Genomic DNA, 25,540 nt, shown 5'->3' with positions numbered 1-25,540 from the left:
GAACTCTTTTAGAACATTAGCATGCAAGGTATTTAATTTCCCCTCTATCCATATGTTTCATATTGATGGGATTAATCTTATGATCGTTTCAATGATGACAGTTAAAATAGGGATAGCCATCGTTAAAATTAATATTTTGCCGGCTAATTCTATCTTAGTAGCAATTGCTCCTTGACCTGCATCTTTAGTAATCTGCGCACCAAATTCTGCTATATATGCAATTCCAATAATCTTCATGATCGTTTCGATGTATACCATATTCACATTAGCATTCACAGCTATTTTTTCTATCATTCGAATAACTTCATAGATTTGATCTATTAGAAATAGAAAAATAATACAGCTAACAAACACAACGAGTAAAAATGCAAATGATGGTTTTTGTTCATTGACAATCATCGCTAAGAACGTAGCAATCAAACCAATACCAACAATTTGAACAATTTCAATGACTAAACACCTCGCTTACCCTTGAAACAAAAAGACTGACTTAATTTTTTTAAATAAGTCATCGACAATTGAAGCTACCATAAACAAAATATAAACAAAACCTAATAAGGTTACCCAATGTGCGTAATCTTCTTTTCCCATTTGTTTTAAAATTGTATGGAGAAATGCAACTACTATACCTACGCCAGCTATCTTAAATATGACATCCACATCTATGCCCACGATGTACTTCTCCTCCTAATCACTACAGCAATAAAATTATTAGTAATAAACCACCTAAAAATCCTAAACTTTTCACCATTTTTTCATATCGTAACTGTTGTTCCTTCGCCTCATTCTCTTCTCTTTCTAAATGATTTAAAGCTAACAGTATATGCTTTTGTTGTGAAGTACGGTCGTGCTGACCAAGAGTCTCGCCAAATTGCCTAAGTATCTCCATTTCTCCTGCTTTTAAAGATGTAAACTTCCATACTTCCTGTAAGCTCTTATTCCAAGCATCTTTTACACTTGTATCACTTGCCTCTAGATTTTTCGCAAAACCCTCAAACAACCAGGAGAGTGGTTTTTGAAGTTGAGTTGCCAAATTCATAGCTGCATCATGCAGCGGAAGATGACCATACATGATTTCTGCCTCGAGTGATTGTAATGCCACCTTTAACTGCCTAAGTTGACGTGGTCTCTCCGTTAATTGCTTAGCAGCTTCAAAACCTGTCCACGTAGAAGCAATTAGTATTATCACTGCACCAAGAAACTTCATTTAGGTCACTCTCACTTTACTCATGATGTTTTCACCTCTAGCATTCAATACTCGCGAAACAGTCCCTGGACCATTCCTTCTCGTCAATTCTATAAACCGATCAAACACTTCCATTTCAAGAATGGGCTTAAGAGATGGACGCTTTTTTAAATCCTGCCATTCGTATCCATGCACAGTCACAAATAATCTCACCCCTGCGTTTACTGCTTCTAATATCGCCTCACTATCTTCTACTCTACCAATTTCATCCACTACTAGTACATCAGGGCTCATAGAACGAATCATCATCATCATACCCTCTGCTTTTGGACAAGCATCAAGGATATCTACCCTTTCTCCAAGATCATGCTGTGGGATACCATTGACACTACCAGCTATTTCAGAACGTTCATCAACTATACCTACCTTACATGGCTGGATATTCTCATCAGCTATCCCTAAACTTATTAACCGCGTAATATCTCTGAGTAGAGTTGTTTTTCCAGTCTGCGGTGGACCGATTATAATCGTATTTAGCCATCGGTTGTTATATAAATAATTTGTTAAATGATTTGCCACACCTATCTTTTGCTTTGCAATTCGAATATTAAAAGAAGACACATTTCGAATCGCTTTCACATTCCCATTTTCTGTTATAACCTTTCCTGCCAAGCCAACCCGATGTCCACCTTCAATTGTAATGTACCCTCTCCTAAGCTCCTCTTCTAACGTATAAATTGAATATTGGCTGATTTTATTTAGAAGTTGGCGTCCATCCTCATGTGTAACCAAATATGGATGAAACTGTGGTTTACCATCAATGATAACTTCCAGTGGTTTCGTAACTCTTACTCGTATTTCTTCTATTTTTTTGAGGGTCGATGGAGAATATTTTGTAAGAAGAAGAGAGATTGACTGTGGCAACACATTATAAACCTCATCCATTTTTCCACCCCCTATTTAACGAACATCCCAATAATTTCATACTCTTCATAAATGAGTCTTTGCTAAAACCCTACTTCTCCTTGAATGTCCTTATAACACAATGTATGGTCAGCTTGACCACTTTATGACTGCAACTATTGAAGAAAAGCGGAAGCACATTGCTCATTCCCGACAAGCGCTGGAGTTATATCACTTGAAGGCGCTTTTTGCCTTCGATTGATATGACGAAGCGACCTCGAGGGGATATGCGCTGGAGCTAGACAAATAGAAAAGCGGAAGGCATTGCTCATCCCCGACAAGCGCTGGAGTTATATCACTTGAAGGCGCTTTTTGCCTTCGATTGATATGACGAAGCGACCTCGAGGGGATATGCGCTGGAGCTAGACAAATAGAAAAGCGGAAGCACTGGAAGCCATACACTAGAAGGCGTTTTTTGACTTCGGGTGTTTGGCTGAAGTGGCCTTGAGAGGCAAGGAGGCGAAGCTAGACAATTCTGAAATGCGGAGCCGACTGTTTTCACTAAGTTAGATTAATCACTCGGAAAAAGCGTACAAAAAAACACCCATGTACACTTGATTCAAGTACATGGGTGTTTTATGTTGAATATTACATTTTTTATTATTTAAACTCAGGTTGATTATCAGCTTGGATTACTCTCAACAATTATGCGCGTGAAACGTAAGTACCATCTGTAGTATTAATGACTAACTTATCCCCTTCGTTAACGAAGAATGGAACTTGAACAATTAGCCCAGTTTCAGTAGTTGCTGGCTTTGATCCTCCAGAAGCAGTATCGCCTTTAATACCAGGCTCTGTTTCTGTTACGACTAATTCTACAGAGTTCGGTAGTTCTACTCCGATTGTTTCACCTTGATACATCATGATAGCAACTGGCATGTTTTCTTTTAAGAATTTCAATTCATATTCGATTTGAGTCTCAGGTAACTCAATTTGTTCATAAGTATGATTATCCATAAATACATGTTGATCACCATTTGCATATAAATATTGCATTTTGCGATTATCGATTTGTGCTTTCCCTACTTTTTCACCTGCACGGAAAGTTTTTTCTTGAATAGCACCTGTACGAAGGTTACGAAGCTTAGATCTAACAAACGCTGCTCCTTTTCCTGGTTTTACGTGTTGGAAATCTATTACTCTCCAAATACCTCCGTCTACTTCTACCGTTAATCCTGTTCTAAAATCATTAACTGAAATCATCTCTGTTATATCCTCCCATTTTTGTTATGTGTATTTCAAACCCTATTAAATGAAGGTTACAATATAATTAGCTCTTTTGTTGAATGAGAAAGTGATTCATTTCCATCCTCAGTAATAACTGTATCATCCTCTATTCGTACCCCACCAAGACCAGCAACATATATACCTGGTTCCACTGTGACGACCATTCCAGGTACTAGTGCCGTATCAGATTTAAAAGAAAGAGATGGACTTTCATGTACTTCCATACCTAATCCGTGACCTGTTGAATGTCCAAAATATTCACCATAACCTTTTTCCTGAATATAATCACGTGTTAATGCATCAGCTTCTTTACCTGTCATACCAGGCTTGATTCCTTTCATTCCACGCATTTGTGCTTCTAAAACGATATGATAAATATTTTTAAGCTCTTCGCTTACCTCACCTACTGCTACTGTTCTTGTAATGTCCGAACAATACCCTTTGTAATAAGCTCCAAAATCTAATGTAACAAACTCCCCTTTTTCAATCACTTTATCGCTAGCAACACCATGTGGTAAAGCTGAACGATAACCAGAAGCCACAATAATATCAAACGAAGAGGAAACGGCTCCTTGCTTTCTCATGAAAAATTCAAGCTCATTTGACACATCTAACTCGGTAATTCCCGGTCTAATATATTCTAAAATATGTTTATAGGCAGCATCAGCTATTTGCGTAGCTTCCTTTAATATCTTAATCTCAGACTCCGACTTTATCAACCGTAACTTTTCAATCACACCTGAAACAGGAATTAACTCTGCACTGCACTCCTTTTCATATGATTTATATGTAGAGAAGGTCATGTTATCTTGTTCGAATCCTAATTTTTTAATCCCCATCAACTCTGCTTGTTTTGCAACCTCTTCCATAATGGGAGCTGTATGCTGAACAATATCAAAGCCTTTAATCTGTTTATTTGCCTGTTCAACATAGCGGAAATCAGTAATAAAAACCGACTTATGTAAGCTAACTAGTGCTACACCTGCAGTTCCAGTAAAACCTGTAATATATCGACGGTTATAGCCATTGGTAATTAACAATCCATCGATATCGTGTGAGGAAAATTGTTCGCGGAGTTTTGTTAATTTACTCATTATTTTCACTTCCCCTTATTTTTTCTATTAATGCTAATAAAGCAAGTTTATAACCATAGGTACCAAGGCCAACAATCTGTCCTATTGTAGCAGGAGCTGTTACTGACACATGTCGAAATGACTCACGAGCATGAACATTTGAAATATGGACCTCTATGACAGGTGTAGAGATACTTGAAATCGCATCTAAAATTGCATAGCTATAATGAGTGAAGGCACCTGGATTAATGATCACCCCATCATAGTTAACTGCTGCAAGATGAATTTTATCTATGATTTCACCTTCATGATTTGATTGGAAGCAATGAAGTTCTACCTGCTGGTCCTTTGCAAATATATCTAATTTTTTTTCTAATGATTCTAATGTCTCAACTCCATATACTGTTGGTTCCCTTTTACCAAGCCGATTAAGGTTAGGTCCGTTAATCAGTAAGACTCGATTCATAGCTTTTTATCTCCTTGCACAAAAAATGTTCAATCATAGAACATTCTACCATAAACTGAAGCTTCTTTCAGTCGCTTTTTCCTTTACGTAGTTTTCTTTAATACCAATGTTATTTGATTAAGAAATTGGGCTTATCTAATTTAAAAAATATAGCCACAAAGATTACAAATGCTGTTTTCAATTGATGGTTTTTTCGTTTGAAGAAATAAAAAACGTTTACAAGCTAGACATCCTTTCTTTTCTTTAAAAGAGGATAGTCATATTCAGTCTCAACTTGCTGTTTTAATTTTATTTCAATAGTAATAAAATAATATGAAAAGAGATATTTTGACAACTATTCGTTCTCTGTTGAAGGTTGTTGCGGATGACTTTGATCATTAAGTTCATTCACTTCAAAAGAAATGGAGTATCCGATAAATACACCATATAATATGTAAACACAGATTGTAGTGATAACAGTGTTCCTTGAAAGTTCGTTCATGTCTTTTAACCCAGGAAATATTGGATTAAAAAAATAAAATACAAGTAACCATAAACCAACTCCATATAATATCCCAACCCAAAGATTGTCGTATTTCTTAAATAATCCATAATATAGCAATGCTGTTAAGATTGACAAAAGACCAATAACAATGATGCCAATCACATTTCCTAAAACCTGGTTTTTCCAATCTCCTATTGCCCAAGGTAATAACACAAGGTTAGGACTCAATTCAGTAAAATTTAGGATGTACGCCAAGTACGAGATTGAACTCCATAATAACCCACCACATAAACCTATTACTATAACCTTTGTAACAAGTGGCAGCGGGGTTTCCTTTTGATTTTGCTCTAATGTTTGTTGCTCTGATTCCATATTTAGTCACCTCTTATACTAGTATATCCCCTCATTTTCTTTATATTTGTAAATTATAACTGTGGTACAAATAGGAAATTTTAGCAGAGATGTGTAAATATACATTGTAACGGGTATAATATATTTACATCGCTTGTTTTCGTATAATTTTTATACTATTCAGATATGAAATAGGTATGTATTTAGCAAAGGAGTTCTTCTTAATACATTAATAATCGTGTAAAATCTCTCAAATTGCTCTACTATAATAAAAAATATCAACAAAATTTACGAAAAGAGCCTTAACAATTGACACATCAACCTAGAGGTTTTTATTATTTTCTTGTAAAATATACATAGGATGAAGTTTCTCAATGAATTTTTTAGGTTGGTGAATTGAATGTCTCAAGAAAACAAACCGGTTTACGGTGGCCAAGCTGTTGTAGAAGGTGTCATGTTTGGTGGAAAACGTCACTATGTAACAGCAATACGAAGAAAAGATCAATCAATTGAATATTTTCGGCTACCTAGGAAATCAAAACAAGCTTTAACGACTATGAAAAAGATTCCTTTTCTTAGAGGAATTATTGCAATTCTTGAAGCAAGTGCAAATGGATCAAAACATCTTAATTTCTCAACAGAAAGATACGATGTCGATCCTAGTGAAGATGAAAATATTGATCATTCACAATCTGAGTCAAAGTTAGCAATGATACTTGGTGTTGCCGCAGTAGGTATTCTGTCATTTTTATTTGGTAAATTTATTTTTACTTTGATTCCAGTTTTTTTGGCGGAACTTACTCGTCCAATTTTTTCATCTGATTTATCACAAATTTTAGTTGAAGGATTTTTTAAATTATTATTGCTGTTAGCTTATATTTACTTTATTTCATTAACTCCTCTCATTAGGCGTGTTTTTCAATATCACGGAGCAGAACATAAAGTAATTAATGCATTTGAAAGTGACTTACCACTAACAGTCCAAAATGTTCAAAATCAATCAAGACTACACTATCGTTGTGGCAGTAGCTTTATTATATTTACTGTGATAGTTGGCGTTTTTGTCTACATGCTTCCATTTGTTGCAACAGAACCGTTATGGCTTAGAGTTGTGAATCGACTCGCATTAATTCCAGTAGTATTAGGAATTTCGTTTGAAGTGTTGCAAATTACCAATAAATTACGTGATATCCCATTGCTTCGTTATTTAGGGTATCCTGGATTATGGCTGCAATTACTAACGACGAAAGAGCCAACTGATAGTCAAGTTGAAGTAGCCATTGCTTCATTTAATGAATTATTACGTTTAGAAAATGACCCTAATGCTATAAATAAAACTGAAGAAATTGTATAACATTTGTCAACTTGACCTATTTTGGTTAATACAATAGTTATATAGAATGTTTAGGGAGGTGGATTCGTTGCAACGTCGCTCGTCTTTACCAATGATTATAATAATTAGTTTAAGTGGCCTGGGATTGTTGTACGTGCTTTTTAATAGACCTGAAACACTTATTTTAACTCTTATAACGGGACTGATTGTTTTTGGTATTTTTTATATGATTTTGCAGTTACTATCTGGTAGTAACAAAAGAAATACTGAACATTCTGCATACAAGAAAGCAGTGAAGCAATCAAACAAGCGATATAATGAACGTAATCGAAACAACCAAGTAGCTAGACCAATGTCAAAATCTGTTCAATCAAACAAAGCTGCTCACCCTAACATTCAAAAGCGTAAAAATCATCCACATTTAACTGTTATAGAAGGAAAAAAAGGGAAAAAGAAGAACCGAGCATCATTTTAACAGCTTGGTTCTTCTTTTTTTAGTAACTATTAGCTAAGTATTTGAGCTACTCTCTTTTCTATATACCACTACTAATAGGACCATTTTTTTAAAAAACTACTTGTTTGCTCATATCCAAGTTTCACTAACTCCTGCTTTTTTTCATCAGATATTGAAAATTCAGTTGTAACTGTATGATTCATTGGAATAAAGATTATATTTCTTTCGTGTCTTCGCGAGATGTGCCGTTCATCATGTGCTACCTTCATTGTCTCAAATAATGCTGGAAATAACTCAATTGCATTATTTATCTTATTATTCTGTTGTTCACTCTCTTTCGCACTTAATTTAATACCTAGTACAGGTCGTTTTTTTAGTTTCTTTTCTTCATCAAACAAAAAGATCGGAAAATTACTTAAAACTCCTCCATCAACAATCACAGGTTTTCCTTTTACTAATAATTTTACTGGTTCAAAAAAATATGGTAGGCTAGCACTCATTCTCACTGCTTTTGCAACAGAGAAACTATCTGGATTCATTCCATATTTAGGAAGATCATTTGGCAAGACAAGCATTTTTCCATTTGTTAAATCTGATGCAACAAAACGCAAAGAACCATTTGGTAAATCCCTAAAAGTACGTACACCTTTTTTCCTTAATTCTCTGCCAACCCACTTTTCTAACTCATCGCCTTTATACAATCCCATTCTCCAATAGAGTTGAATCCACTTGCCAATTGCAGCAGGCAAAATTGATTTACGAGCATCTAAAAATGTCTTTACATCTACTTCCTCCATAATTGAAAGTATTTCCTTACTGCTATATCCGGAAGCAATAAATGCAGTAATAATTGCTCCAGCGCTCGTTCCAGCAACTCTTGTGAAGTGTAAGCCTTTTTCTTCTATTGCTTGATAGGCGCCAATTAAAGAAAACCCTTTTATGCCACCACCCGAAAACACTCCATCAATATACATCTCTACTCCCCCTAAAAGAAATGCATCTTCTACATGTCTAATCAAAAATAGAATCAATTAGAACAAAACAGCACGGATACATCTTCTTAATAAGTAGAAAAATTGTCGTGATAACGCTTGTATCAAAAGTTGTTTAAAAAAGGGAATTGTATGTAGAACACTCAAAAGCAGGGATTAAAGCATTCCTAACAGTTTATGAGTTTAGAATGGTGTATTTTAGCATGCTTAAAGAGAAATTTAAAGGCCTCTTCTCGATTGAATATCGAGAAAAGGCCTCTCTAACATAATTCATTTTTTAGTTAAGTTGACATGGGGATGATACGTATATTCTTACTCTTATTTTATGAAGGATTCTCACCTGTTTTTTGTTGAATACGCTTTAAAGATTCAACTCTATTTGCATCTTCTTCAAAATATTGTACGACGTCACCGATCCGGTCTATTGCATTCCAGCTTAAATGATGCTCAATGCCTTCAACATCATTGTAAATTTCACTTTCATTTACACCGATAATTCGTAAAAATTGTTCTAACAATTCATGGCGATCAACTAAGCGTTTACCAATTTTCTTTCCTTTTGTGGTTAACATTAATCCTCGATATTTTTCATATATGAGATACTCATCTTTGTCTAGTTTTTGTACCATTTTTGTAACTGAGGAGGGATGTACAGACAAAGCTTCGGCAATATCTGAAACTCTCGCATAACCCTTATCTTTTATTAAAATATAGATTTGTTCTATATAATCTTCCATACTTGGTGTAGGCATGATATACCCTCCAATTACTCCATTTTTATAACAATAATCATTAAAAGTGTACAATATATGGAGAAGTGTTACAAGGGAATTTCACTTGTTTTTTTCATATGCTGTTTCCGCATTGATTGTTGTTTTTCGTATTAACAAATAAACAAGTCGTCAACTTGCGTTCGTGACACCTTTTCTTCTGTATACTTTTTATGGTACTAATTTGAAAACGATAGCAACAGAATTTACGTAAAGAGCTTTGCTAAAAGAAAAAGGATGGAGTATGTAAACATCCACCCTTGCTAACTTGTTGAATAAAGTAGTGTTATCTCGTTATAGTCCACATTTTAATTGTGCACCACAATTAGTACATGTATTACAGCCCCCAAGGTCTTCGACTGTTCCTTTACGACAAACCGGACATGTATTACCAATTTCAGATCCAATTGTTACATCAGTCGACCGCAAATCATTAATTGTATCTACTAAGACTACGTGGCTTTTTACAGAATCTCGTGAAGGAATTTCTGCATCTTTCTTATCAACAGTATTTTCTTCTGCTTTTAAAGTAAGTACTTGTGCATCTCGACTTCCGTCGACATAAACAGTCCCGCCTTTTGCGCCACCTTTATATAAGCGTTCATATACCCTCTCAACTTGCTCAACAGTATACCCACGTGGTGCATTTACTGTTTTACTAATCGAGCTATCAATCCAGTGCTGAATAGTACATTGCACATCCGCATGTGCTTGTGGAGAAAGTTCCATCGCTGAAATAAACCAATTTGGCAAATCATTAGCATCTACATGTGGATTTTCATCTAAATACTCTTGAACGATATCTGCTTTTACTTCAATAAATTTTCCTAATCTTCCACTTCTAAAGTAAGAGAATGAAAAATAAGGTTCAAGTCCTGTTGATACACCAACCATCGTCCCTGTACTTCCTGTTGGTGCTACCGTTAATAAGTGAGAGTTCCTAATTCCATATTTTTTAATATTTTCTTTTATATCTTCAGGCATACGTTTCATATAACCAGTTTCTGTGAAGGCTGTACGCAATCTAATCGTATCTTCTTCAGTTTCACCAACAAGAAATGGAAAACTTCCTTTCTCCTGCGCTAGTTCCACTGAAGCGCGATATGCAGTTGTTGCAATTACTTCAAATACCTGATCTATTAGCTCGTCACCAGCCTTTGATCCGTACTCTGTTTCACAATAAATAAGCAGGTCATGAAGTCCCATAACCCCTAAACCGACACGACGTTCTCCCAATGCTTGTTTCTTATTTTCCTGCAAGAAATACGGCGTAGCATCAATAACATTGTCCTGCATTCTAACGCCTACTTCAACCGTTTGTTTCAGTTTTTCAAAATTCACAGTCTTCGTATTTTTATCAGCCATTTCTGCTAAGTTAACAGCTGCAAGGTTACAAACTGAATAAGGGGCAAGAGGCTGTTCTCCACAAGGGTTTGTTGCTACAACCTGTTGTCCATAAGCCTTTGCATTAGTCATGTCATTCGCATTATCTATGAAGAAAATGCCTGGTTCGGCAGAGTAGGTAGCACAAATATTAATTAAATTCCAAAGTTCTTTTGCTTTAATTTTACGATATACACGAACTTTATACCCTAATTCTTCCCACTTCCTCACATCTCCTATTTTATGCCAATTCTCATTATATTCTTGCATTTCTTTTTCATTATAGCTTTCTACATCTGGGAACCTGAGATCATAATCACCGTCTGCTTCAACTGCTTCCATAAACTCTTTCGTTAAACATACTGAAATGTTTGCTCCAGTTAAAAACTCTGAGTTATGCACACTGTAAGTCCCATTTTCTTGTAATTTCTCTTCAGCGTCATGAATAATCTCTGTTGTAAAGCCACCAAGACCAGGCATGTTTTTATAGTTAACAATCCCTTGATACATTGCTTTGTCCTGCTCTGTCAAACGATTAAATTTAAGTTTATCTTGAGCACATTTTATAATTGTTTCATCACTTGTATTTTCTAATAAAAATCTCAAAATACGTGGATTTTGCATTTTCGAGATAATGAATTCAATAATATCTGGGTGCCAATCAGCTAACATAATCATCTGAGCTCCTCGACGTGATCCCCCTTGCTCAACAAGGTGAGTTAGCTTTGCAATATCATCTAACCAAGACACTGACCCTGATGACTTACCGTTTACACCCTTTGCTAAAGTATTGCGGGGTCTTAATGTGGAACCGTTTGTACCAACACCACCACCTCGACTCATAATCTCCATCACTTGCTTACGATGTTCAGATATACCTTCACGTGAATCTTGAACAAATGGCATAACATAACAATTAAAATATGTCACATCAGTGTTAGCACCTGCACCATACAACACTCTTCCTGCTGGGACAAAGTTCAGGTTAACTAATTCATCATAATACTTCTCAAACCACTCTTTACGCTTTTCTTCAGTTGACTCAACGGATGCAAGCCCAGTTGCATTACGCTTTGCAATTTGCTCATAATAAATCTCCAACGGCTTTTCAATTACGTCTAGTGAGCGTTTTACAATGCCTGTTTCAATTTCTTCAGCACGTTCAAGTGCACCACGATATTCTTCCTCTATCCTTACTTGTGCAAATTTGTTCTTCCAATCAATCTCTTCAATAAACCCAAGGCCACGGGCAGGAAATTTCGGGTCTTCCTTAATCGTTAACACAACAAAATCACCTGCTGATAAAGTAACTTTTTCAGTATCTTTAAACGAGTACCGATCAAGCATTACGAGCCTTGAAACCCCTTTGTGGGTTAACTTCATGTTTGGTGAAATTTGATGAACTTGGGGATAAAGTTGAATATCCTTATTTAATCTCTCTACGTTCACTTTCATTTTCTCTTTTAGCACAACAGTCATTGCTACAACTCCCTTTATTAATATCACTATTTTGTATGTACATTCTCACGAAGTATTATTGTTCATATGTTTAAAAATGATGTCATTGATAATTTACCATATTTCAGCCTACTGATCAATATATAGTGTTACATTTATATCATTTAATACTACATGTTGATTTTAGGTCAAGTGTTCTATGATTTGTCAAACAAAAAAAAGAACACATTTCATAGAAAAATGAAGGAAACAGTCGCATATGTAGTTTAATATACGAATTTCTAACTAATTTAGAAGTTGCATTATTTTATCTGTAGGAAGTATGTCCCAAATAATATATAGTAGTGGTGTAAAAAGGCTGTACTATCAATGAATTGTCAAGTCACTATTGCACAATCTACAAAAATAAAAGTAGAGTTCGTAGTTTTACAAAAAAAATAGATTGACTGTTTTTATTAGATTTTAGGAATAAGAACAAAAAGAAGCCAATGAAAAAAGGATAACTCATAAACGAAGGACATATCTCATACCCTATATCTTGTATAATAGTAAGGTGCATACCTCCTTCATATACAGCATATAGGGTATAAGACAAGTCATCCTGAGTTACCCTCTTCAATTTAATATACTCTTTTCGTAAACTTTGTTGGTATTGTTATCAGATTACATGTTAGTCTTCATTGTACTCAAGAAAAGGTGTCATTATCGTATTTAGCTTTAATTACGAAAAGCAATAATTAATGCGAAAACAGCGAATTAATGAGACTATTTTCTAACTGCTTCTAGCACATAAAGAACTAATAGTTGTGTTATCTATACACCTTTTAGGAAAAGAGCCTTCAGTTATTTGCGAAAATTCCATTCATCATTCTCATATCGTTTTGTTGCTATGTCGTTTACATACGCTAATTCATCTTGCGTTAATTGATACGGTTCTAAATCAATATTTAACCCTTTTGCAAACCCTGCTTTAAACGCAGATTTCGCCTCTCCAATTGTAACTTCCTCTTCCCTTAATTCATTGATCGCAACAGCTTTATTTTTAAACTGTCTTTGTAACCTTTCTTTAACACGTTCGTTAGGATATTTGAAAAGACTAAAAAGCACATCTTCATCCAAATCAAGTAATATGGAACCATGTTGGAGGATGACTCCTTTTTGTCTCGTTTGTGCACTTCCAGCTACTTTTCTTCCTTCAACGACTAACTCATACCAAGAAGGTGCATCAAAACAAACGGAAGATCGTGGATTTTTCAAGCTGCTTCGCTCTTCCTCTGATTTTGGAATAGCAAAATATGCATCTAAGCCAAGCTTTTTAAAACCTTCTAATAGCCCTTCAGATATGACTCTGTATGCTTCAGTTACTGAATGAGGCATATTAGGATATTTCTCTGAAACAATTACACTATACGTTAATTCATTGTCATGAAGTACCCCTCTACCACCAGTAGGCCTTCTTACAAATCCTAACCCGTGTTTTTTTACAGCATCTAAGTCAATTTCTCTCTCTATTTTTTGGAAATAACCAATTGATAATGTTGGTGGCGACCAGCCATAAAAACGAATTGTAGGAGGAATCTTACCTTGACTATGCCATTCTAATAATGCTTCATCTAATGCCATATTAAATGCAGGTGAACAATTTCCAGAATCGATAAACCGCCATTTTTCTTTCATATCTCTACCTCTTTTATTTAGCTTTCTTTTGCGTGTCTATAGTCTACCAAATGTAAGATATATTTGAAAAGTAATAAGGATTTCCTTTACTAATCAAAGCCTAGCCTTATATAATAATGTATGTCGATAGAAAGAGAAGAAAAGGGGTAGATTACTCGTGGAACTATTATTAATTATCGTTGGTGCTGTGCTCGTTTACTTTGTAATTATGACGGTATACCGCAGAAGAATATTAACTTCATTAACTGAGGAGCAATTTCGTGAGGGATATCGAAAAGCTCAATTAATAGATGTACGTGAGCAAAATGAATTTGAGGGTGGGCATATATTAGGTGCTAGAAATATTCCATTGTCACAATTGAAAATGAGAATTAATGAACTTAGACCTGACAAACCTGTATATTTATATTGCCAAAGCAGTATTAGAAGTGGAAGAGCTGCACAAACGTTGAGAAGAAAAGGATTTAAAGACCTCTACCATTTAAAAGGCGGGTTTAAGAAATGGTCTGGAAAAATTAAAGCTAAAAAGTAACTACAAGTAAGACACACCTACAATTTTCAATCATGCTGTTTCAAAATCTCTTGTATAGTATTAGTTAGTTCATTACACCTTTACTCTTTGAAACAATAGCAACATTAGTTTACAAAAAGAGCTTAAGAAAAAACAAAGGATTCGCCAGAGATTGGTGAATCCTTTGTTTTCGTTATTTTTTATATCTTAGAATCGGCTTACGGGCTGCAATTGTTTCATCTAATCGTTTTACTACTGTTGTATGTGGTGCTTCTTGAACAATTTCGGGATTCTCCTCTGCTTCTTTTGCTATTTGAATCATCGCATCAATAAAAGCATCAAGTGTCTCCTTCGATTCCGTTTCTGTAGGCTCGATCATTATACATTCTTCTACATTTAATGGAAAATAAATTGTAGGTGGATGGTAGCCAAAATCCAACAACCGCTTAGCGATATCAAGTGTACGCACACCTAGTTTTTTTTGTCGTTTTCCAGACAGTACAAACTCATGCTTACAATGCTTATCGAAAGGCAGATCAAAATGTGGTGCAAGACGTCGCATCATATAGTTTGCATTTAACACAGCATATTCGGTGACTGCATTCAATCCGTCAGGACCCATAGATCTGATGTACGTATAAGCACGTACATTAATTCCGAAATTTCCGTAGAAAGGTTTAACTCTGCCAATAGCTTGTGGGCGATCGTAATCGAATGTAAAACCTGCTTCACTTTTGACTAATACTGGTTTTGGTAGAAAAGGAAGCAAATCCTCTTTAACTCCTACTGGCCCTGAACCTGGTCCACCTCCACCATGCGGACCTGTAAATGTCTTATGAAGATTTAAATGAACAACATCAAATCCCATATCGCCAGGTCGTGCTTTACTTAATACCGCATTTAAATTAGCACCATCGTAATAAAGCTTCCCTCCAGCTCCATGGACAATCTCCGCCATTTCAACAATATTCTCTTCAAATAGTCCTAAAGTATTTGGGTTTGTTAGCATTAACGCTGCAGTATCTTGTCCAACAACACGCTTTAAATCTTCAAGGTCAACCAGTCCATTGTCATCAGATTTTACTGTTATAGTTTCTAAGCCTGCTACTGTTGCTGATGCAGGATTAGTACCGTGAGCTGAATCTGGTACAATGACCTTTGTTCGATTAAAATCATTGTTTGCTTCATGGTAAGCACGGATCATCATTAACCCTGTCCACTCACCATGTGCACCAGCTGCAGGCTGTAACGTTACAGTATCCATCCCAGTAATTTCTACTAAATGCTCTTGTAAATCATACATGAGCTCAAGTGCCCCTTGTACTGTACCCTCATCTTGTAAAGGATGAATGTTTGCAAATCCACTATATCTCGCCACATTTTCATTAATTTTCGGATTATACTTCATCGTACAAGAACCTAGTGGATAAAACCCTGAATCAACTCCATGATTCCGATTTGATAAAGCTGTGTAATGGCGCATAATGTCTAACTCGGACACCTCTGGTAACTCTGGCTCATCTACCCTTATATAATCACTAGGTAAAACATCATTAACATTTATATTAGGAACATCTAAATCTGGTAAGCTGTAACCAATTCTCCCTTGCTTTGATAACTCAAAAATTAATGGTTGCTCTTGATTATTCATTGCCATCCCCCAATTCCTTCACAAATGTATCAATCTCTAACTTAGTACGTAGTTCGGTAACCGCTACTAACATATGATTCTCTAGCTCAGCAAAATCTTTACTTAAATCGTATCCACCGATAATCCCTTTATCTAATAGCCTACGATTGATTTCTTTTACTGATTTTGGTAATTTAATGACAAATTCATTAAAGAAAGGACCTTCAAATGCTATTTCAAAGCCATGTGCTTTAAGTTGATTTTTTGCATATTGGGATTTTTGTATGTTTTGAGTTGCCATATGTTTAACACCTTTTTTCCCAAGCGCAGTCATTGCAACAGAGGCTGCTAATGCATTTAATGCTTGGTTTGAACAAATATTCGATGTTGCTTTATCTCTACGAATATGTTGTTCACGTGCTTGAAGTGTTAAAACAAAACCACGACGTCCATCTTCATCCACTGTTTGACCAACAAGGCGTCCAGGGACTTTCCTCATAAGCTTCGAAGTGACCGCAAAATATCCACAATGCGGACCACCATATTGGGTAGGTATGCCAAACACTTGTGCATCACCAACAACAATATCTGCCCCGAATGCACCTGGTGGTGTTAAAGCCCCTAATGATAATGGATTACTTGATACCACAAACATACTTTTTTCTGAATGTGTTATTTCTTCTATTTCTTTTAATGGCTCAATTTGTCCAAAGAAATTAGGGTATTGTACAATTACTGAAGCAACCGTATCATCCATTTCTTTTGCTAGTTCACTGACATCAGTTACACCATTATTTGTTGGTATTTCAACAACTTCGATATGCTGCCCCTTAGCATAAGTTTTCAAAACTTCGATTGATTCAGGGTGCACCGTCTTTGAAACGAGTACTTTCTTCTTACGTGTATGTCCTGCACTTAACATAGCTGCTTCAGCAAGTGCTGTTCCGCCATCATACATTGAAGAATTGGCTACATCCATCCCTGTTAATTCACAAATCATCGTTTGGAATTCAAAAATGGCTTGCAGTTCTCCCTGAGAAATTTCTGGTTGGTATGGTGTATAAGCTGTGTAAAATTCTGATCGAGAAATAACATGGTCGACTATAATTGGCATATAATGGCTATAAACTCCTGCACCTAGAAACGAAGCATGCGTTTGTGTATTTGCATTTTTTTCAGCAAGTGCAGCCATTTCTCGTGTTAATTCAGGTTCAGAAGAGGCTTGTTTAATATTGTATTCCCCATTAAATCGCACAGCTTCTGGAATATCATTAAAAAGTTCATCAATTGAGGTGACCCCAATAGCTTCAAGCATCTCTTTTTTATCATGTTCAGTCATTGGTAAATAGCGATGTTTCATAACTTAACCCCTCTCTTCTATAAAGTACTTATTTTTTTGGACGCTTATATAAAGGCGTTGAAACTACTTTTGCTCTCAATTTTCGTTTTCGAACTTGAACATCAACCTCTGTTCCTAGTTCAGTAAATTCAGTTTTTATCAAGGCGAGACCAACATTTTTTTTAAGAGTTGGTGATTGAGTTCCAGTAGTAACCTCACCGATTCTTTCATCTCCTACATACACATCATAACCATGTCTCGGAATGCCTTTATCAATCATTTCAATACCGACTAACTTCCGTACTGTACCCTCATTTTTTTGCTCAACTAACCGCTGCTTCCCGAAAAAATGATCAACATCTTTGTTCACTTTAACAGCAAAGCCTATGCCAGCTTCCAACGGTGAAATAGCTTTTGAAAGTTCTTGGCCATATAATGGTAGGTTAGCTTCAAAACGAAGTGTATCACGCGCTCCAAGCCCACATGGCTGAATCCCCTCAAGCTTACCTTCTTCAAGAATTTCGTTCCAAATATGAATAGAATTTTCGTTATCGCAATATATTTCAAACCCATCTTCCCCAGTATAGCCTGTTCGAGAAACAAGGGCTTTATATCCTTTCAAATCTACATTATCGAGAAATTTAAAAAACTTAATGTCTTGTAGATTCGTTGATGTTAGTTTTTGAAGAACATTCTCTGCTAATGGTCCCTGTATAGCAAGCTGTGCAACTTTCTCTGAAATATTTTCTAGAACAACATCTCCGAAAAGATGTAATTGTAACCACTCATAATCTTTAGTTATATTGGCTGCATTTACAACGAGCAAAAAATTGTTATCAGACTTTTTATATATTAATAAATCGTCTACCGTTCCTCCATCTTCATAACACATTGCTGTGTATTGAGCACTTCCATTCTTTAACTTTGATACATCATTTGTCATCATTTTTTGCAAATATGCTAAACTATCTTCACCTTTAACAGTGATTTCCCCCATATGCGATACATCAAAAAGTCCTGCACGTGTTCGTACTGCTTCATGTTCCTCTAAAATACTAGAAAATTGTACTGGTAAATCCCAGCCACCGAAATCAATCGTTTTAGCACCAGATTGTTCGTATACTTCAAATAGAGGTGTACGTTTTAATTGAGACATATTATTTCCTCCCCTTTGTAATAATTAAATGCGTAAGCGTCTTGTTTATCCCCCACAAGCACTGGAGACATATACTTGAAGGTCCCATTTACCTTCAGGTGATATGGTGAAGTAACCTCGAGTAGCTAAACGCTTGGACATCCAAACGTTACCCAAATGCACATGCAAAAAAAGACAGAGTAACTCCACAACATAGTTGTGAAGATCTCTGTCCTGGTACCTGAAAGTTTACCTTATTGATACGATTTTTGTTCGTTCAATAAAGCTTGCCCCTTTGGTAGTTCAGCATTTTCGCTATGTAATACGTTGCTGTCGCAAAAAATGAAGAACATTCTCCAGAGTTGCGTCAAGTAGAAGTCTTTTTGCCTGAGAGATTCACAAATTAATGCTTGCTCCTTCGGCGCTACAAATACGTAGTCTCTCCCTCTACCATCATTCGCTTTTAATATTAATTTTAAAACTTGCACATACTACAATAAAATATACTATCATCCTACCATTAGTTGGCCTGATTCGGCAATATAATATTTCTAACGTTATAGGACGGGAAAAGATTAAATGTTCGTGTTTTGCTAAAGTAAATCGCTTACAATACTTATTTTTAGTCAAATCGATATAAAACGATGATTTTCCCCGAAATAAGAAACTTTTTATAACAAGGGGGACATAGCATATGAAAGTTAATATTCAATTTGATGAAACCTGGCATGAAAACTTTTTAAAACTCATTAACGATGATGGGCCATGGGTAAATAACAACCTGTATAAGTTGGCAATTGAAGCAGCTGAACACTCTGTAATTCCAACATTTGATGGATTGCTAGCTCCTAAACATTTACCAAATCTCACACCTCTTCCTCATCAATTAGATGTGGCAAAACAGGTTGTAGAAAAAATGAACGGCAAGGCGATCTTGGCTGATGAGGTTGGTTTAGGAAAAACGATTGAAGCTGGACTCATTTTAAAAGAGTACATGATCCGTGGATTGGTTAAGAAAGTATTAATTTTAGTACCTGCCTCACTCGTTACACAGTGGTGTAAAGAATTAAATGAGAAGTTTTTCATTCCAGCAATTCAACAAAAGAAAAGTTATGTTTGGGAGCAGTGTGATGTTGTTGTTTCATCAATTGATACAGCCAAACGCAATCCACATCGAGAGATTATCTTTGAGCAAAGCTATGATTTAATTATTATTGATGAGGCCCATAAATTAAAAAACAATAAAACAAAAAACTATGAGTTTGTTCAGCATTTAAAGAAAAAGTTTTGTTTATTATTAACGGCTACACCTATACAAAATAAAATTGAAGAAATATTTAACCTTGTTTCGCTTCTTAAACCAGGACATTTAGGTAATCAAGAATATTTTGAACAAGCTTTTTCTGCTAAAAATCGCACTGTTGAAAATGATAAATATTTAAAAGAGCTTGTAAATAAAGTTATGCTCAGAAATCGTCGAGGCGATACTGGTATTGAATGGCCGAAAAGGCACGTTCAAACTGTGCCAATTGATTTCACGAATGAAGAACAAGAACTATATGACTCTATAAATAATATACGAACAAATAGTCATCTATACATAAATAGTCAATTTTCAATCATCACGTTACAACGAGAAGCATGCAGTAGCCGCGAAGCTGTATTTTATACATTAAAAAATATGCTTAATAAAAAAGATGAAGAAGGCAAGCCTATTCAGCCACCATTATTTATTGAAGAGTTACTTAAAAAGGTAGAAGGAGTTACACAAAATTCAAAAGCTATACAAGCTTTGGAATTAATCAAGTCCATAAATAATAAAGTAATTATTTTCACAGAATATCGTGCCACCCAACTATATTTACAATGGTTTTTGCAGCAACACGGTATATCATCAGTTCCATTCAGAGGAGGTTTTAAAAGAGGTAAAAAAGATTGGATGCAACAATTATTCAAAAACCATGCCCAAGTATTAATTGCAACTGAAGCAGGTGGAGAAGGGATAAATTTACAATTTTGCAACCATATTATAAATTTTGATTTACCTTGGAATCCAATGCGCCTTGAGCAGAGAATTGGACGAGTACATCGGCTCGGTCAAGAAAATGATGTATTTATTTATAATTTTGCTATTAAACATACTGTAGAAGAACATATGTTAAAGCTACTATATGAAAAAATACATTTATTCGAAAGAGTGGTTGGCGAGCTAGATGAAATTCTGACAAGATTAGACATAAAAAATTTAGAGGACCAGCTACAAGATATTTTATTCAACTCAAGGAGCGAAGGAGAAATGAAAATTAAAATGGATAACTTAACATCAGCCATACAATTTGCTGAACACATTAATAATGAAGTGAGGGAAAATCATGCATCAACAGGAAATTCATAATTTTTTATACCATTTTTTCACATCAAACGATTGTCATGTTATTGAAAATGAAAATGGCTATTTAACTGTACAATTATCAGTTGATCTTGATAAAGAATTGATGAACAGACCATTTTATTGGCATTATTTAGAGAAAACAGGAGGGATACCAAATCCAATGAAGCTTACACTCATTACGGATCAGAGCAAAGCTTCAACGACAAAAAAAGGTGAGGTTGTCCATTTTGGTTCGCCTCGTTTACATCAGATCTTTGCCTCGCTACAAAAATTAGCGGGGTACATTCGTTTATATGAAGATGACGTGACATCACCAAACCATTCAAGTATCCCTCTCTATCCTTGGATAGGTATCAATGTGCTAATATCGTACGAATGTGATCGCAAACGTGACTATATCTATTCTTTAGGTCTTCATATGATTAATGGCATGATAGTAACAAATTTCCAAGAGCAATTAAATAAACTTCGGTTAACACCTAAAATACCTGACCTATGCTTTACCATGTCACCACTTATTATGCCACAAAGTGGACTAGTACGATTGAAGCAACATATTAATTACACGATTGAACAAGAAGATCATTCTTGGGCTGATGAAGCACATGAAAGATGGAATGAGGATTTATCACTATTAAATCACTTTTATGAAGACGTAGAAGAAAAGCCTGATTGTTATGAAACAGAAAAAAGAGCACTACAGGAACAATACGAACCTACAATAAATGTAAAAGTAATAAACGGAGGCTTATTTTACCTTAGACAAACGTCCAACATTAAAAAAGATGCATAACGTCATGTTATAGCATCAAAAACAAATGGCTATATGTGTTTGGAATGTACTTATAATAAATGGTATTTTTTTCATTGATTGTTGGATTTAGAAATAAGAAATAATTACGTATAAATCAAGCTCTTATATGTTCTTTTCGCATTTACAATGAAGTAAATTGCATAAACTTATTTGTTGTTGTTATAAATCAGTTTCAATAGCAACAACGTTCATCCTACCTAAACTATATAGTAACAGTCTCACGTTAAAGGTTACTTATCAAAATATTCTTCTAGCGCTTGTTTTCTTGATTCTTTTTTTTGTTTCTTATTATCTTTATCTGTAAAATATTTGTCCGGCTGAAGGTCCTTTTTTTCCTCTTCCACATTCTGCTTTTTATTGTAATGCTTGCTTTCTCTTTTAAGTTTAATGTTTTCTTCAGTTAAATGTTTAATTTCCCTTTTAAGTTTATTGTTTTCTTCAGTTAAATGTTTAATTTCCCTTTTTGCTTTTTCCAACTCATGTTCATAAAAACTTTTATCATCAAAAAAATCAGTAGCAGCATCAACAGAACAGTCTAACTGCTCTTTTAGCCTTTCAAGTTCTTCTTGTTGTTCGTTTAATTTATTTAGCAGCTCTCGTTTTTCTGATTTAAGATATACCTTCTGTAGATACTCAATAGGGAAGCAGCCACTATAATTTTTTAGAAAAACAAGCCTTTCTCCATGTCGTTCATATTCATCAGTTCTACAAGTCCAAATTTTACCGTTATGTTTAATTGCCTCGTCACAACTATGCATTACCACTTTGTCACCCTTTTGAATCACCCCATATACCCTCCTTAAATAAAATACTGTCATATATAAGTAGTAAATGCAGGACGAATATACAATGTAAGGGATAGATGACTAATTAGCTATACTTTTTTCATTCAATTGACTATCATTTTCAACGCTACAAAGAACATCTTCATAAGTGAAGATGTTCTAATCCAAACATATTCAGTTTTTCAGAACTATCACATACACATATATGCGTGTAACACTTATGCTATCTGTATAGGCTTTTTCAAAAACTTTGTTGCTATTACCGCCAAGTTTATACTATAAAAAGTTGCTTTATATGTTAGTCATCATGTTACAAAAGAAAAGATGCCACAAACGCTAGTTATATTTCCTAATAGAATAAACAGTATTTAATGTCGAGAGTTTACTTCGTCTTTATCTTCCTGTGAACAAACATCGAAAATGCGAAAGGCAAAACACCAAACCATCGATTTCCAAAAGAAGTACGCTCATTTTTTCGTTTCTGACGATATTTTTTTCTTTCTTCCTTCGGTTGATCAATATAACTAACAATTTGTTGGGTAACGTATTTTACATAATCATTAGTAGACAACAGCTACACCTCCTACCATCTACTACTTATTATCTCCTCCTATGCTTTTTTTAACCTCTAAATTAATTTCATCTATAATTTGCGCTATACTTTTTTTTGTTGTATCAATTGTCACATTACAATCTTTGTAATATGGAAGTCTTGTTGTCAATATCTGTTCAATCTGTTCTTTGTTATTTTTCATTAACGGTCTAGAAGAGTCCCTTTCTATTCTTGAAATAATCTGATCTAGATCACAATGTAAATAAACAACAAAACCATTTTCATTCATCCATTTACGATTTTCTTCTTGAATAACGATTCCGCCACCTGTAGTAATCACAACATTTTCTATTGGTAGTGTAGGTAGCAATTCTCTTTCATATTGACGAAACGTATCCTCTCCATCCTCTTCAAAAATTTCACTAATTTTTTTACCCATTTTTTTTTCAATGTAATCATCAGTATCAATTACTGGTAACTTCCACTCTTCCCCTAAACGTTTTCCTACAGTAGTTTTTCCAGCACCCATGAAGCCTGTTAAGATAACTGCTTTCATTTTATCCCCCCACAGTAATAAAGTATTTAAATGATAATGTAGTTAATGTAATGCTGTAATACTTCCTCCTTAATTGCCGAAAACATTTGAATTTTTTGTACGAGTTCACTAACGGTTTTCTACCCATTTTATTATTCTACCCTCTTCTAATTCATAAATAAAGAAGGCATTGTAAAGACGTTTTTGTATTGTTTTACATTCAATCGATATTTTAAGCATACCTTCCTCAATTTGTTCTGTTGAGTACATTGCTTGTCCATTTGGATATGTGTATATTTTATTTCGAATAGGGTAAGCATTGTCATGAATGTCCTTTAAAATATCTGTAGTAGCCATTTGCATAATGTTTTCTAGTATATAAAGTTGTTCTATTTCATGGTAAAAGTTTTTTTCTACTACATACATTTCTATTTGATGAAGTAGCACTAAAAAAAATAACAGGCTCATAACTAACGTAACTGGAAAAATAAAACCATGTTCATTATTCTTTTTCACGGTAAGGCACCTCCAGAGTTACCATTGAAGAAATTCGCTCTTCGTATAATTCACCACTAAGATCGATAACTTGGATAATAATACCTTCTGTAACAGGACGAAAGATGACAGAGGAAATGTTTTGTATTAACACTTCATGGCCTGTCTCATCTACCCTACGCCTAAGTATAGTCTTGTACTGTTCATAGGAAATCGTTTTTTGCTGACTAGTCGTTAAATATAATGTATTGGAATTGACATTGATAGCAATTGCTTCTCTCAATTCAATACGCGCTTGTTGTAAAAATAATTCCCATTCTTGCTTATTGATTTGATCATCATTGTAATAATTTGGATGAATAATAGATATCATAGTAGGTAAAAATGCAACAATTAATAAAAAAATAGCTAGTGATAACAAAACCTCAATGAGCGTAAAACCTTTAGCAGTTCGAATTATTTGTTTGTATAACCACACCTTTTCTTTTCTTCCTTTCGAAAATCTGTATACGATACACATACTTTAGCTAATAATTCATTCGCGTCTTCCCAAGCAACTGTGAACTTATAATTGCTAACCTCAATTTGCTCATCTATAAAATACGATTCTGTATGATAAATTTGAAGTCTATTCGATACAATGTGATTAGCAGTATTGATCAACTGAATATTTTTTCGTTCCTGAACAATATGAGTTAGCGGAGGTAATAATATGAGGAGCAGAAGGAGCCATATACTTAAGGATATTAATAGTTCAATCATAGAAAAGCCATTACAATTCTTGAACATAAAACCTTCCCTTTCCTAGCAAAAAAACAACTTTATATTTCTTATTACGATGATTTACAATTAATGTGCCTGCTTTACTTATAGCACCATTATTACGAAAAGATATACTTAACCCTAATGTTCCTTTTTCAATGTTTAAACCTTTGTCAAATGAGCGTTGCATGATAGGAGAGCTCATACCATTAGAAAGAACATAATATGTTGAATGCTGATTTGAGAAAAGAAGTGTTATGCTTTTGTGATTGCTCAATGCATAAATTTGAGCGTAAAAAATATCATTTTCTAATTGGGCAAAAAAATGTGCCATCTTTCTTTTTTCAATAACAGGATTAATTTGTAGAACTGAAACGGAAGCCATAATAGAGACAATAGCTAATACAATTATTACTTCTATTAATGTATAACCCCGCTCATTGTCATTCTTCAGTCACATCACCTTCCTTCACACTACCATCGATACCCACTTCTATAACATTTCCACCTGGGCACGTATTTGTAGTAATATATCCTTCTTCTAAAAGTTCAGTTATTGTCGGAATCGTTTCATGTTCAATCTCATAAGCTTTCACCTGAGCTTGTACCATATTTATTAATGCATCACACCCTTTTTCGTTTATCACTTTACTATGTTTAGTAATATTAGGTATTGTTATAATTAATAGCACTGAAATTACCATAAGGACAATTAACATCTCGATTAACGTAAAACCTCTTTCATCCACCATTATCTCCTCTCTTTCACACA

At 34.8% G+C, this 25,540-nt stretch carries 28 protein-coding genes and 1 riboswitch; of the genes, 5 read left to right on the top strand and 23 right to left on the bottom strand.

The genetic code is table 11. The features are described 5' to 3' along the window. Nucleotides 1-57: 57 nt before the first annotated feature. The 8 genes from spoIIIAD to V1503_RS16150 form a co-directional block, all read right to left on the bottom strand. On the bottom strand, nucleotides 58-450 hold the full coding sequence (gene spoIIIAD / locus V1503_RS16185; protein ID WP_320208060.1) for a stage III sporulation protein AD: 393 nt from the start codon (nucleotides 448-450) through the stop codon (nucleotides 58-60). 15 nt (nucleotides 451-465) lie between these two features. After that, on the bottom strand, nucleotides 466-672 hold the full coding sequence (gene spoIIIAC / locus V1503_RS16180; protein ID WP_214480222.1) for a stage III sporulation protein AC: 207 nt from the start codon (nucleotides 670-672) through the stop codon (nucleotides 466-468). 22 nt (nucleotides 673-694) lie between these two features. Next, nucleotides 695-1,207: a stage III sporulation protein SpoIIIAB gene (gene spoIIIAB / locus V1503_RS16175; RefSeq protein ID WP_214480223.1), complete on the bottom strand. Its 513-nt coding sequence runs from the start codon at nucleotides 1,205-1,207 to the stop codon at nucleotides 695-697. Next, nucleotides 1,208-2,131: a stage III sporulation protein AA gene (gene spoIIIAA / locus V1503_RS16170; RefSeq protein ID WP_320256875.1), complete on the bottom strand. Its 924-nt coding sequence runs from the start codon at nucleotides 2,129-2,131 to the stop codon at nucleotides 1,208-1,210. Between the two features lie 663 nt (nucleotides 2,132-2,794). Continuing rightward, a complete protein-coding gene (efp, locus tag V1503_RS16165) occupies nucleotides 2,795-3,352 on the bottom strand; it encodes an elongation factor P (RefSeq protein WP_320207949.1) in 558 nt (185 codons plus the stop codon). Nucleotides 3,353-3,408: 56 nt separating this feature from the next. After that, nucleotides 3,409-4,470 carry a M24 family metallopeptidase gene (locus V1503_RS16160; protein WP_410628208.1) on the bottom strand — a complete coding sequence of 354 codons (1,062 nt, stop codon included), beginning with the start codon at nucleotides 4,468-4,470 and terminating at the stop codon, nucleotides 3,409-3,411. Then, nucleotides 4,463-4,915: a type II 3-dehydroquinate dehydratase gene (gene aroQ, locus V1503_RS16155; protein WP_410628206.1), complete on the bottom strand. Its 453-nt coding sequence runs from the start codon at nucleotides 4,913-4,915 to the stop codon at nucleotides 4,463-4,465. The genes V1503_RS16160 and aroQ overlap by 8 nt, the downstream gene beginning before the upstream one ends. Nucleotides 4,916-5,249: 334 nt before the next feature. Then, nucleotides 5,250-5,771: a YqhR family membrane protein gene (locus V1503_RS16150; protein ID WP_410628204.1), complete on the bottom strand. Its 522-nt coding sequence runs from the start codon at nucleotides 5,769-5,771 to the stop codon at nucleotides 5,250-5,252. 379 nt (nucleotides 5,772-6,150) lie between these two features. Between V1503_RS16150 and V1503_RS16145 the strand changes: the two genes are divergently transcribed. Further along, on the top strand, nucleotides 6,151-7,104 hold the full coding sequence (locus tag V1503_RS16145) for a DUF1385 domain-containing protein (RefSeq protein ID WP_214480229.1): 954 nt from the start codon (nucleotides 6,151-6,153) through the stop codon (nucleotides 7,102-7,104). Nucleotides 7,105-7,171: 67 nt separating this feature from the next. Beyond that, nucleotides 7,172-7,558 carry an SA1362 family protein gene (locus V1503_RS16140; RefSeq protein WP_410628202.1) on the top strand — a complete coding sequence of 129 codons (387 nt, stop codon included), beginning with the start codon at nucleotides 7,172-7,174 and terminating at the stop codon, nucleotides 7,556-7,558. A 71-nt stretch (nucleotides 7,559-7,629) separates the two neighbouring features. Here V1503_RS16140 and V1503_RS16135 read toward each other — a convergent pair whose 3' ends face one another. The 4 genes from V1503_RS16135 to V1503_RS16120 form a co-directional block, all read right to left on the bottom strand. After that, nucleotides 7,630-8,511 carry a patatin-like phospholipase family protein gene (locus V1503_RS16135; RefSeq protein ID WP_410628200.1) on the bottom strand — a complete coding sequence of 294 codons (882 nt, stop codon included), beginning with the start codon at nucleotides 8,509-8,511 and terminating at the stop codon, nucleotides 7,630-7,632. Nucleotides 8,512-8,852: 341 nt separating this feature from the next. Next, on the bottom strand, nucleotides 8,853-9,281 hold the full coding sequence (gene mntR / locus V1503_RS16130; protein WP_214480232.1) for a transcriptional regulator MntR: 429 nt from the start codon (nucleotides 9,279-9,281) through the stop codon (nucleotides 8,853-8,855). A 312-nt stretch (nucleotides 9,282-9,593) separates the two neighbouring features. Continuing rightward, a complete protein-coding gene (locus V1503_RS16125) occupies nucleotides 9,594-12,161 on the bottom strand; it encodes a vitamin B12-dependent ribonucleotide reductase (RefSeq protein ID WP_214480233.1) in 2,568 nt (855 codons plus the stop codon). An 822-nt stretch (nucleotides 12,162-12,983) separates the two neighbouring features. Continuing rightward, a complete protein-coding gene (locus tag V1503_RS16120; protein WP_214480234.1) occupies nucleotides 12,984-13,817 on the bottom strand; it encodes a lipoate--protein ligase family protein in 834 nt (277 codons plus the stop codon). Between the two features lie 208 nt (nucleotides 13,818-14,025). Between V1503_RS16120 and V1503_RS16115 the strand changes: the two genes are divergently transcribed. Then, nucleotides 14,026-14,349, top strand: coding sequence for a rhodanese-like domain-containing protein (locus V1503_RS16115; protein ID WP_214480441.1), 324 nt, complete (start codon nucleotides 14,026-14,028; stop codon nucleotides 14,347-14,349). A gap of 172 nt (nucleotides 14,350-14,521) precedes the next feature. Here V1503_RS16115 and gcvPB read toward each other — a convergent pair whose 3' ends face one another. The 3 genes from gcvPB to gcvT are packed head-to-tail and all read right to left on the bottom strand — an operon-like array spanning nucleotide 14,522 to nucleotide 18,453. Then, a complete protein-coding gene (gene gcvPB, locus V1503_RS16110) occupies nucleotides 14,522-15,979 on the bottom strand; it encodes an aminomethyl-transferring glycine dehydrogenase subunit GcvPB (RefSeq protein WP_410628196.1) in 1,458 nt (485 codons plus the stop codon). Then, nucleotides 15,972-17,318, bottom strand: coding sequence for an aminomethyl-transferring glycine dehydrogenase subunit GcvPA (gene gcvPA / locus V1503_RS16105; RefSeq protein ID WP_410628194.1), 1,347 nt, complete (start codon nucleotides 17,316-17,318; stop codon nucleotides 15,972-15,974). Before gcvPA ends, gcvPB begins: the two co-directional genes overlap by 8 nt. Nucleotides 17,319-17,346: 28 nt before the next feature. Then, nucleotides 17,347-18,453 (bottom strand): glycine cleavage system aminomethyltransferase GcvT, encoded by a 1,107-nt coding sequence (gene gcvT, locus V1503_RS16100; protein ID WP_410628192.1) that lies wholly within the window; start codon nucleotides 18,451-18,453, stop codon nucleotides 17,347-17,349. A 344-nt stretch (nucleotides 18,454-18,797) separates the two neighbouring features. Continuing rightward, nucleotides 18,798-18,889: riboswitch (glycine riboswitch) on the bottom strand. A gap of 237 nt (nucleotides 18,890-19,126) precedes the next feature. Between gcvT and V1503_RS16095 the strand changes: the two genes are divergently transcribed. Together V1503_RS16095 and V1503_RS16090 are read left to right on the top strand one after the other, a co-directional pair. Beyond that, the gene (locus V1503_RS16095; protein ID WP_410628190.1) at nucleotides 19,127-20,827 is read left to right on the top strand and encodes a DEAD/DEAH box helicase; all 1,701 of its coding nucleotides are present in this window, start codon (nucleotides 19,127-19,129) and stop codon (nucleotides 20,825-20,827) included. Continuing rightward, on the top strand, nucleotides 20,805-21,617 hold the full coding sequence (locus tag V1503_RS16090; protein ID WP_320256866.1) for a YqhG family protein: 813 nt from the start codon (nucleotides 20,805-20,807) through the stop codon (nucleotides 21,615-21,617). The genes V1503_RS16095 and V1503_RS16090 overlap by 23 nt, the downstream gene beginning before the upstream one ends. 251 nt (nucleotides 21,618-21,868) lie before the next feature. On the opposite strand, the gene V1503_RS16085 is transcribed toward V1503_RS16090, so the two are convergent. The 8 genes from V1503_RS16085 to comGC all read right to left on the bottom strand — a co-directional run bounded on the left by V1503_RS16085 (nucleotide 21,869) and on the right by comGC (nucleotide 25,520). After that, a complete protein-coding gene (locus tag V1503_RS16085; protein ID WP_410628187.1) occupies nucleotides 21,869-22,423 on the bottom strand; it encodes a hypothetical protein in 555 nt (184 codons plus the stop codon). Nucleotides 22,424-22,805: 382 nt separating this feature from the next. Beyond that, nucleotides 22,806-22,994 (bottom strand): YqzE family protein, encoded by a 189-nt coding sequence (locus V1503_RS16080; protein ID WP_214480241.1) that lies wholly within the window; start codon nucleotides 22,992-22,994, stop codon nucleotides 22,806-22,808. Between the two features lie 22 nt (nucleotides 22,995-23,016). Next, a complete protein-coding gene (locus V1503_RS16075) occupies nucleotides 23,017-23,532 on the bottom strand; it encodes a shikimate kinase (protein WP_410628184.1) in 516 nt (171 codons plus the stop codon). 108 nt (nucleotides 23,533-23,640) lie between these two features. After that, complete coding sequence (gene comGG / locus V1503_RS16070; RefSeq protein ID WP_410628182.1) at nucleotides 23,641-24,027, bottom strand: competence type IV pilus minor pilin ComGG; 387 nt, start codon at nucleotides 24,025-24,027, stop codon at nucleotides 23,641-23,643. After that, nucleotides 24,014-24,484, bottom strand: a complete 471-nt coding sequence (comGF, locus tag V1503_RS16065; protein ID WP_410628180.1) for a competence type IV pilus minor pilin ComGF — start codon at nucleotides 24,482-24,484, stop codon at nucleotides 24,014-24,016. Before comGF ends, comGG begins: the two co-directional genes overlap by 14 nt. After that, nucleotides 24,463-24,795, bottom strand: coding sequence for a competence type IV pilus minor pilin ComGE (comGE, locus tag V1503_RS16060; protein WP_352222631.1), 333 nt, complete (start codon nucleotides 24,793-24,795; stop codon nucleotides 24,463-24,465). Before comGE ends, comGF begins: the two co-directional genes overlap by 22 nt. Next, nucleotides 24,779-25,222, bottom strand: a complete 444-nt coding sequence (gene comGD / locus V1503_RS16055) for a competence type IV pilus minor pilin ComGD (RefSeq protein ID WP_410629455.1) — start codon at nucleotides 25,220-25,222, stop codon at nucleotides 24,779-24,781. Before comGD ends, comGE begins: the two co-directional genes overlap by 17 nt. Further along, nucleotides 25,212-25,520 carry a competence type IV pilus major pilin ComGC gene (comGC, locus tag V1503_RS16050; protein WP_410628177.1) on the bottom strand — a complete coding sequence of 103 codons (309 nt, stop codon included), beginning with the start codon at nucleotides 25,518-25,520 and terminating at the stop codon, nucleotides 25,212-25,214. Before comGC ends, comGD begins: the two co-directional genes overlap by 11 nt. Nucleotides 25,521-25,540: the final 20 nt, after the last annotated feature.

The sequence above is a fragment of the Nanhaiella sioensis genome, from assembly GCF_046557775.1.
Lineage (GTDB): Bacteria > Bacillota > Bacilli > Bacillales > SM2101 > Nanhaiella > Nanhaiella sioensis.
The sequence above is the reverse complement of the archived record's forward strand: the minus strand, read 5'-3'. Positions and strand labels throughout refer to the sequence as shown.

Excerpts from the sequence above, each read along its gene's own strand:
- spoIIIAB (WP_214480223.1), bottom strand. The coding sequence starts at position 1,207 with ATGAAGTTTCTTGGTGCAGTGATAATACTAATTGCTTCTACGTGGACA.
- spoIIIAA (WP_320256875.1), bottom strand. The coding sequence starts at position 2,131 with ATGGATGAGGTTTATAATGTGTTGCCACAGTCAATCTCTCTTCTTCTT.
- efp (WP_320207949.1), bottom strand. The coding sequence starts at position 3,352 with ATGATTTCAGTTAATGATTTTAGAACAGGATTAACGGTAGAAGTAGAC.
- V1503_RS16160 (WP_410628208.1), bottom strand. The coding sequence starts at position 4,470 with ATGAGTAAATTAACAAAACTCCGCGAACAATTTTCCTCACACGATATC.
- aroQ (WP_410628206.1), bottom strand. The coding sequence starts at position 4,915 with ATGAATCGAGTCTTACTGATTAACGGACCTAACCTTAATCGGCTTGGT.
- V1503_RS16150 (WP_410628204.1), bottom strand. The coding sequence starts at position 5,771 with ATGGAATCAGAGCAACAAACATTAGAGCAAAATCAAAAGGAAACCCCG.
- V1503_RS16145 (WP_214480229.1), top strand. The coding sequence starts at position 6,151 with ATGTCTCAAGAAAACAAACCGGTTTACGGTGGCCAAGCTGTTGTAGAA.
- V1503_RS16135 (WP_410628200.1), bottom strand. The coding sequence starts at position 8,511 with ATGTATATTGATGGAGTGTTTTCGGGTGGTGGCATAAAAGGGTTTTCT.
- mntR (WP_214480232.1), bottom strand. The coding sequence starts at position 9,281 with ATGCCTACACCAAGTATGGAAGATTATATAGAACAAATCTATATTTTA.
- V1503_RS16125 (WP_214480233.1), bottom strand. The coding sequence starts at position 12,161 with ATGACTGTTGTGCTAAAAGAGAAAATGAAAGTGAACGTAGAGAGATTA.
- V1503_RS16120 (WP_214480234.1), bottom strand. The coding sequence starts at position 13,817 with ATGAAAGAAAAATGGCGGTTTATCGATTCTGGAAATTGTTCACCTGCA.
- V1503_RS16115 (WP_214480441.1), top strand. The coding sequence starts at position 14,026 with ATGACGGTATACCGCAGAAGAATATTAACTTCATTAACTGAGGAGCAA.
- gcvPB (WP_410628196.1), bottom strand. The coding sequence starts at position 15,979 with ATGAATAATCAAGAGCAACCATTAATTTTTGAGTTATCAAAGCAAGGG.
- gcvPA (WP_410628194.1), bottom strand. The coding sequence starts at position 17,318 with ATGAAACATCGCTATTTACCAATGACTGAACATGATAAAAAAGAGATG.
- gcvT (WP_410628192.1), bottom strand. The coding sequence starts at position 18,453 with ATGTCTCAATTAAAACGTACACCTCTATTTGAAGTATACGAACAATCT.
- V1503_RS16095 (WP_410628190.1), top strand. The coding sequence starts at position 19,127 with ATGAAAGTTAATATTCAATTTGATGAAACCTGGCATGAAAACTTTTTA.
- V1503_RS16090 (WP_320256866.1), top strand. The coding sequence starts at position 20,805 with ATGCATCAACAGGAAATTCATAATTTTTTATACCATTTTTTCACATCA.
- V1503_RS16075 (WP_410628184.1), bottom strand. The coding sequence starts at position 23,532 with ATGAAAGCAGTTATCTTAACAGGCTTCATGGGTGCTGGAAAAACTACT.
- comGE (WP_352222631.1), bottom strand. The coding sequence starts at position 24,795 with ATGTTCAAGAATTGTAATGGCTTTTCTATGATTGAACTATTAATATCC.
- comGC (WP_410628177.1), bottom strand. The coding sequence starts at position 25,520 with ATGGTGGATGAAAGAGGTTTTACGTTAATCGAGATGTTAATTGTCCTT.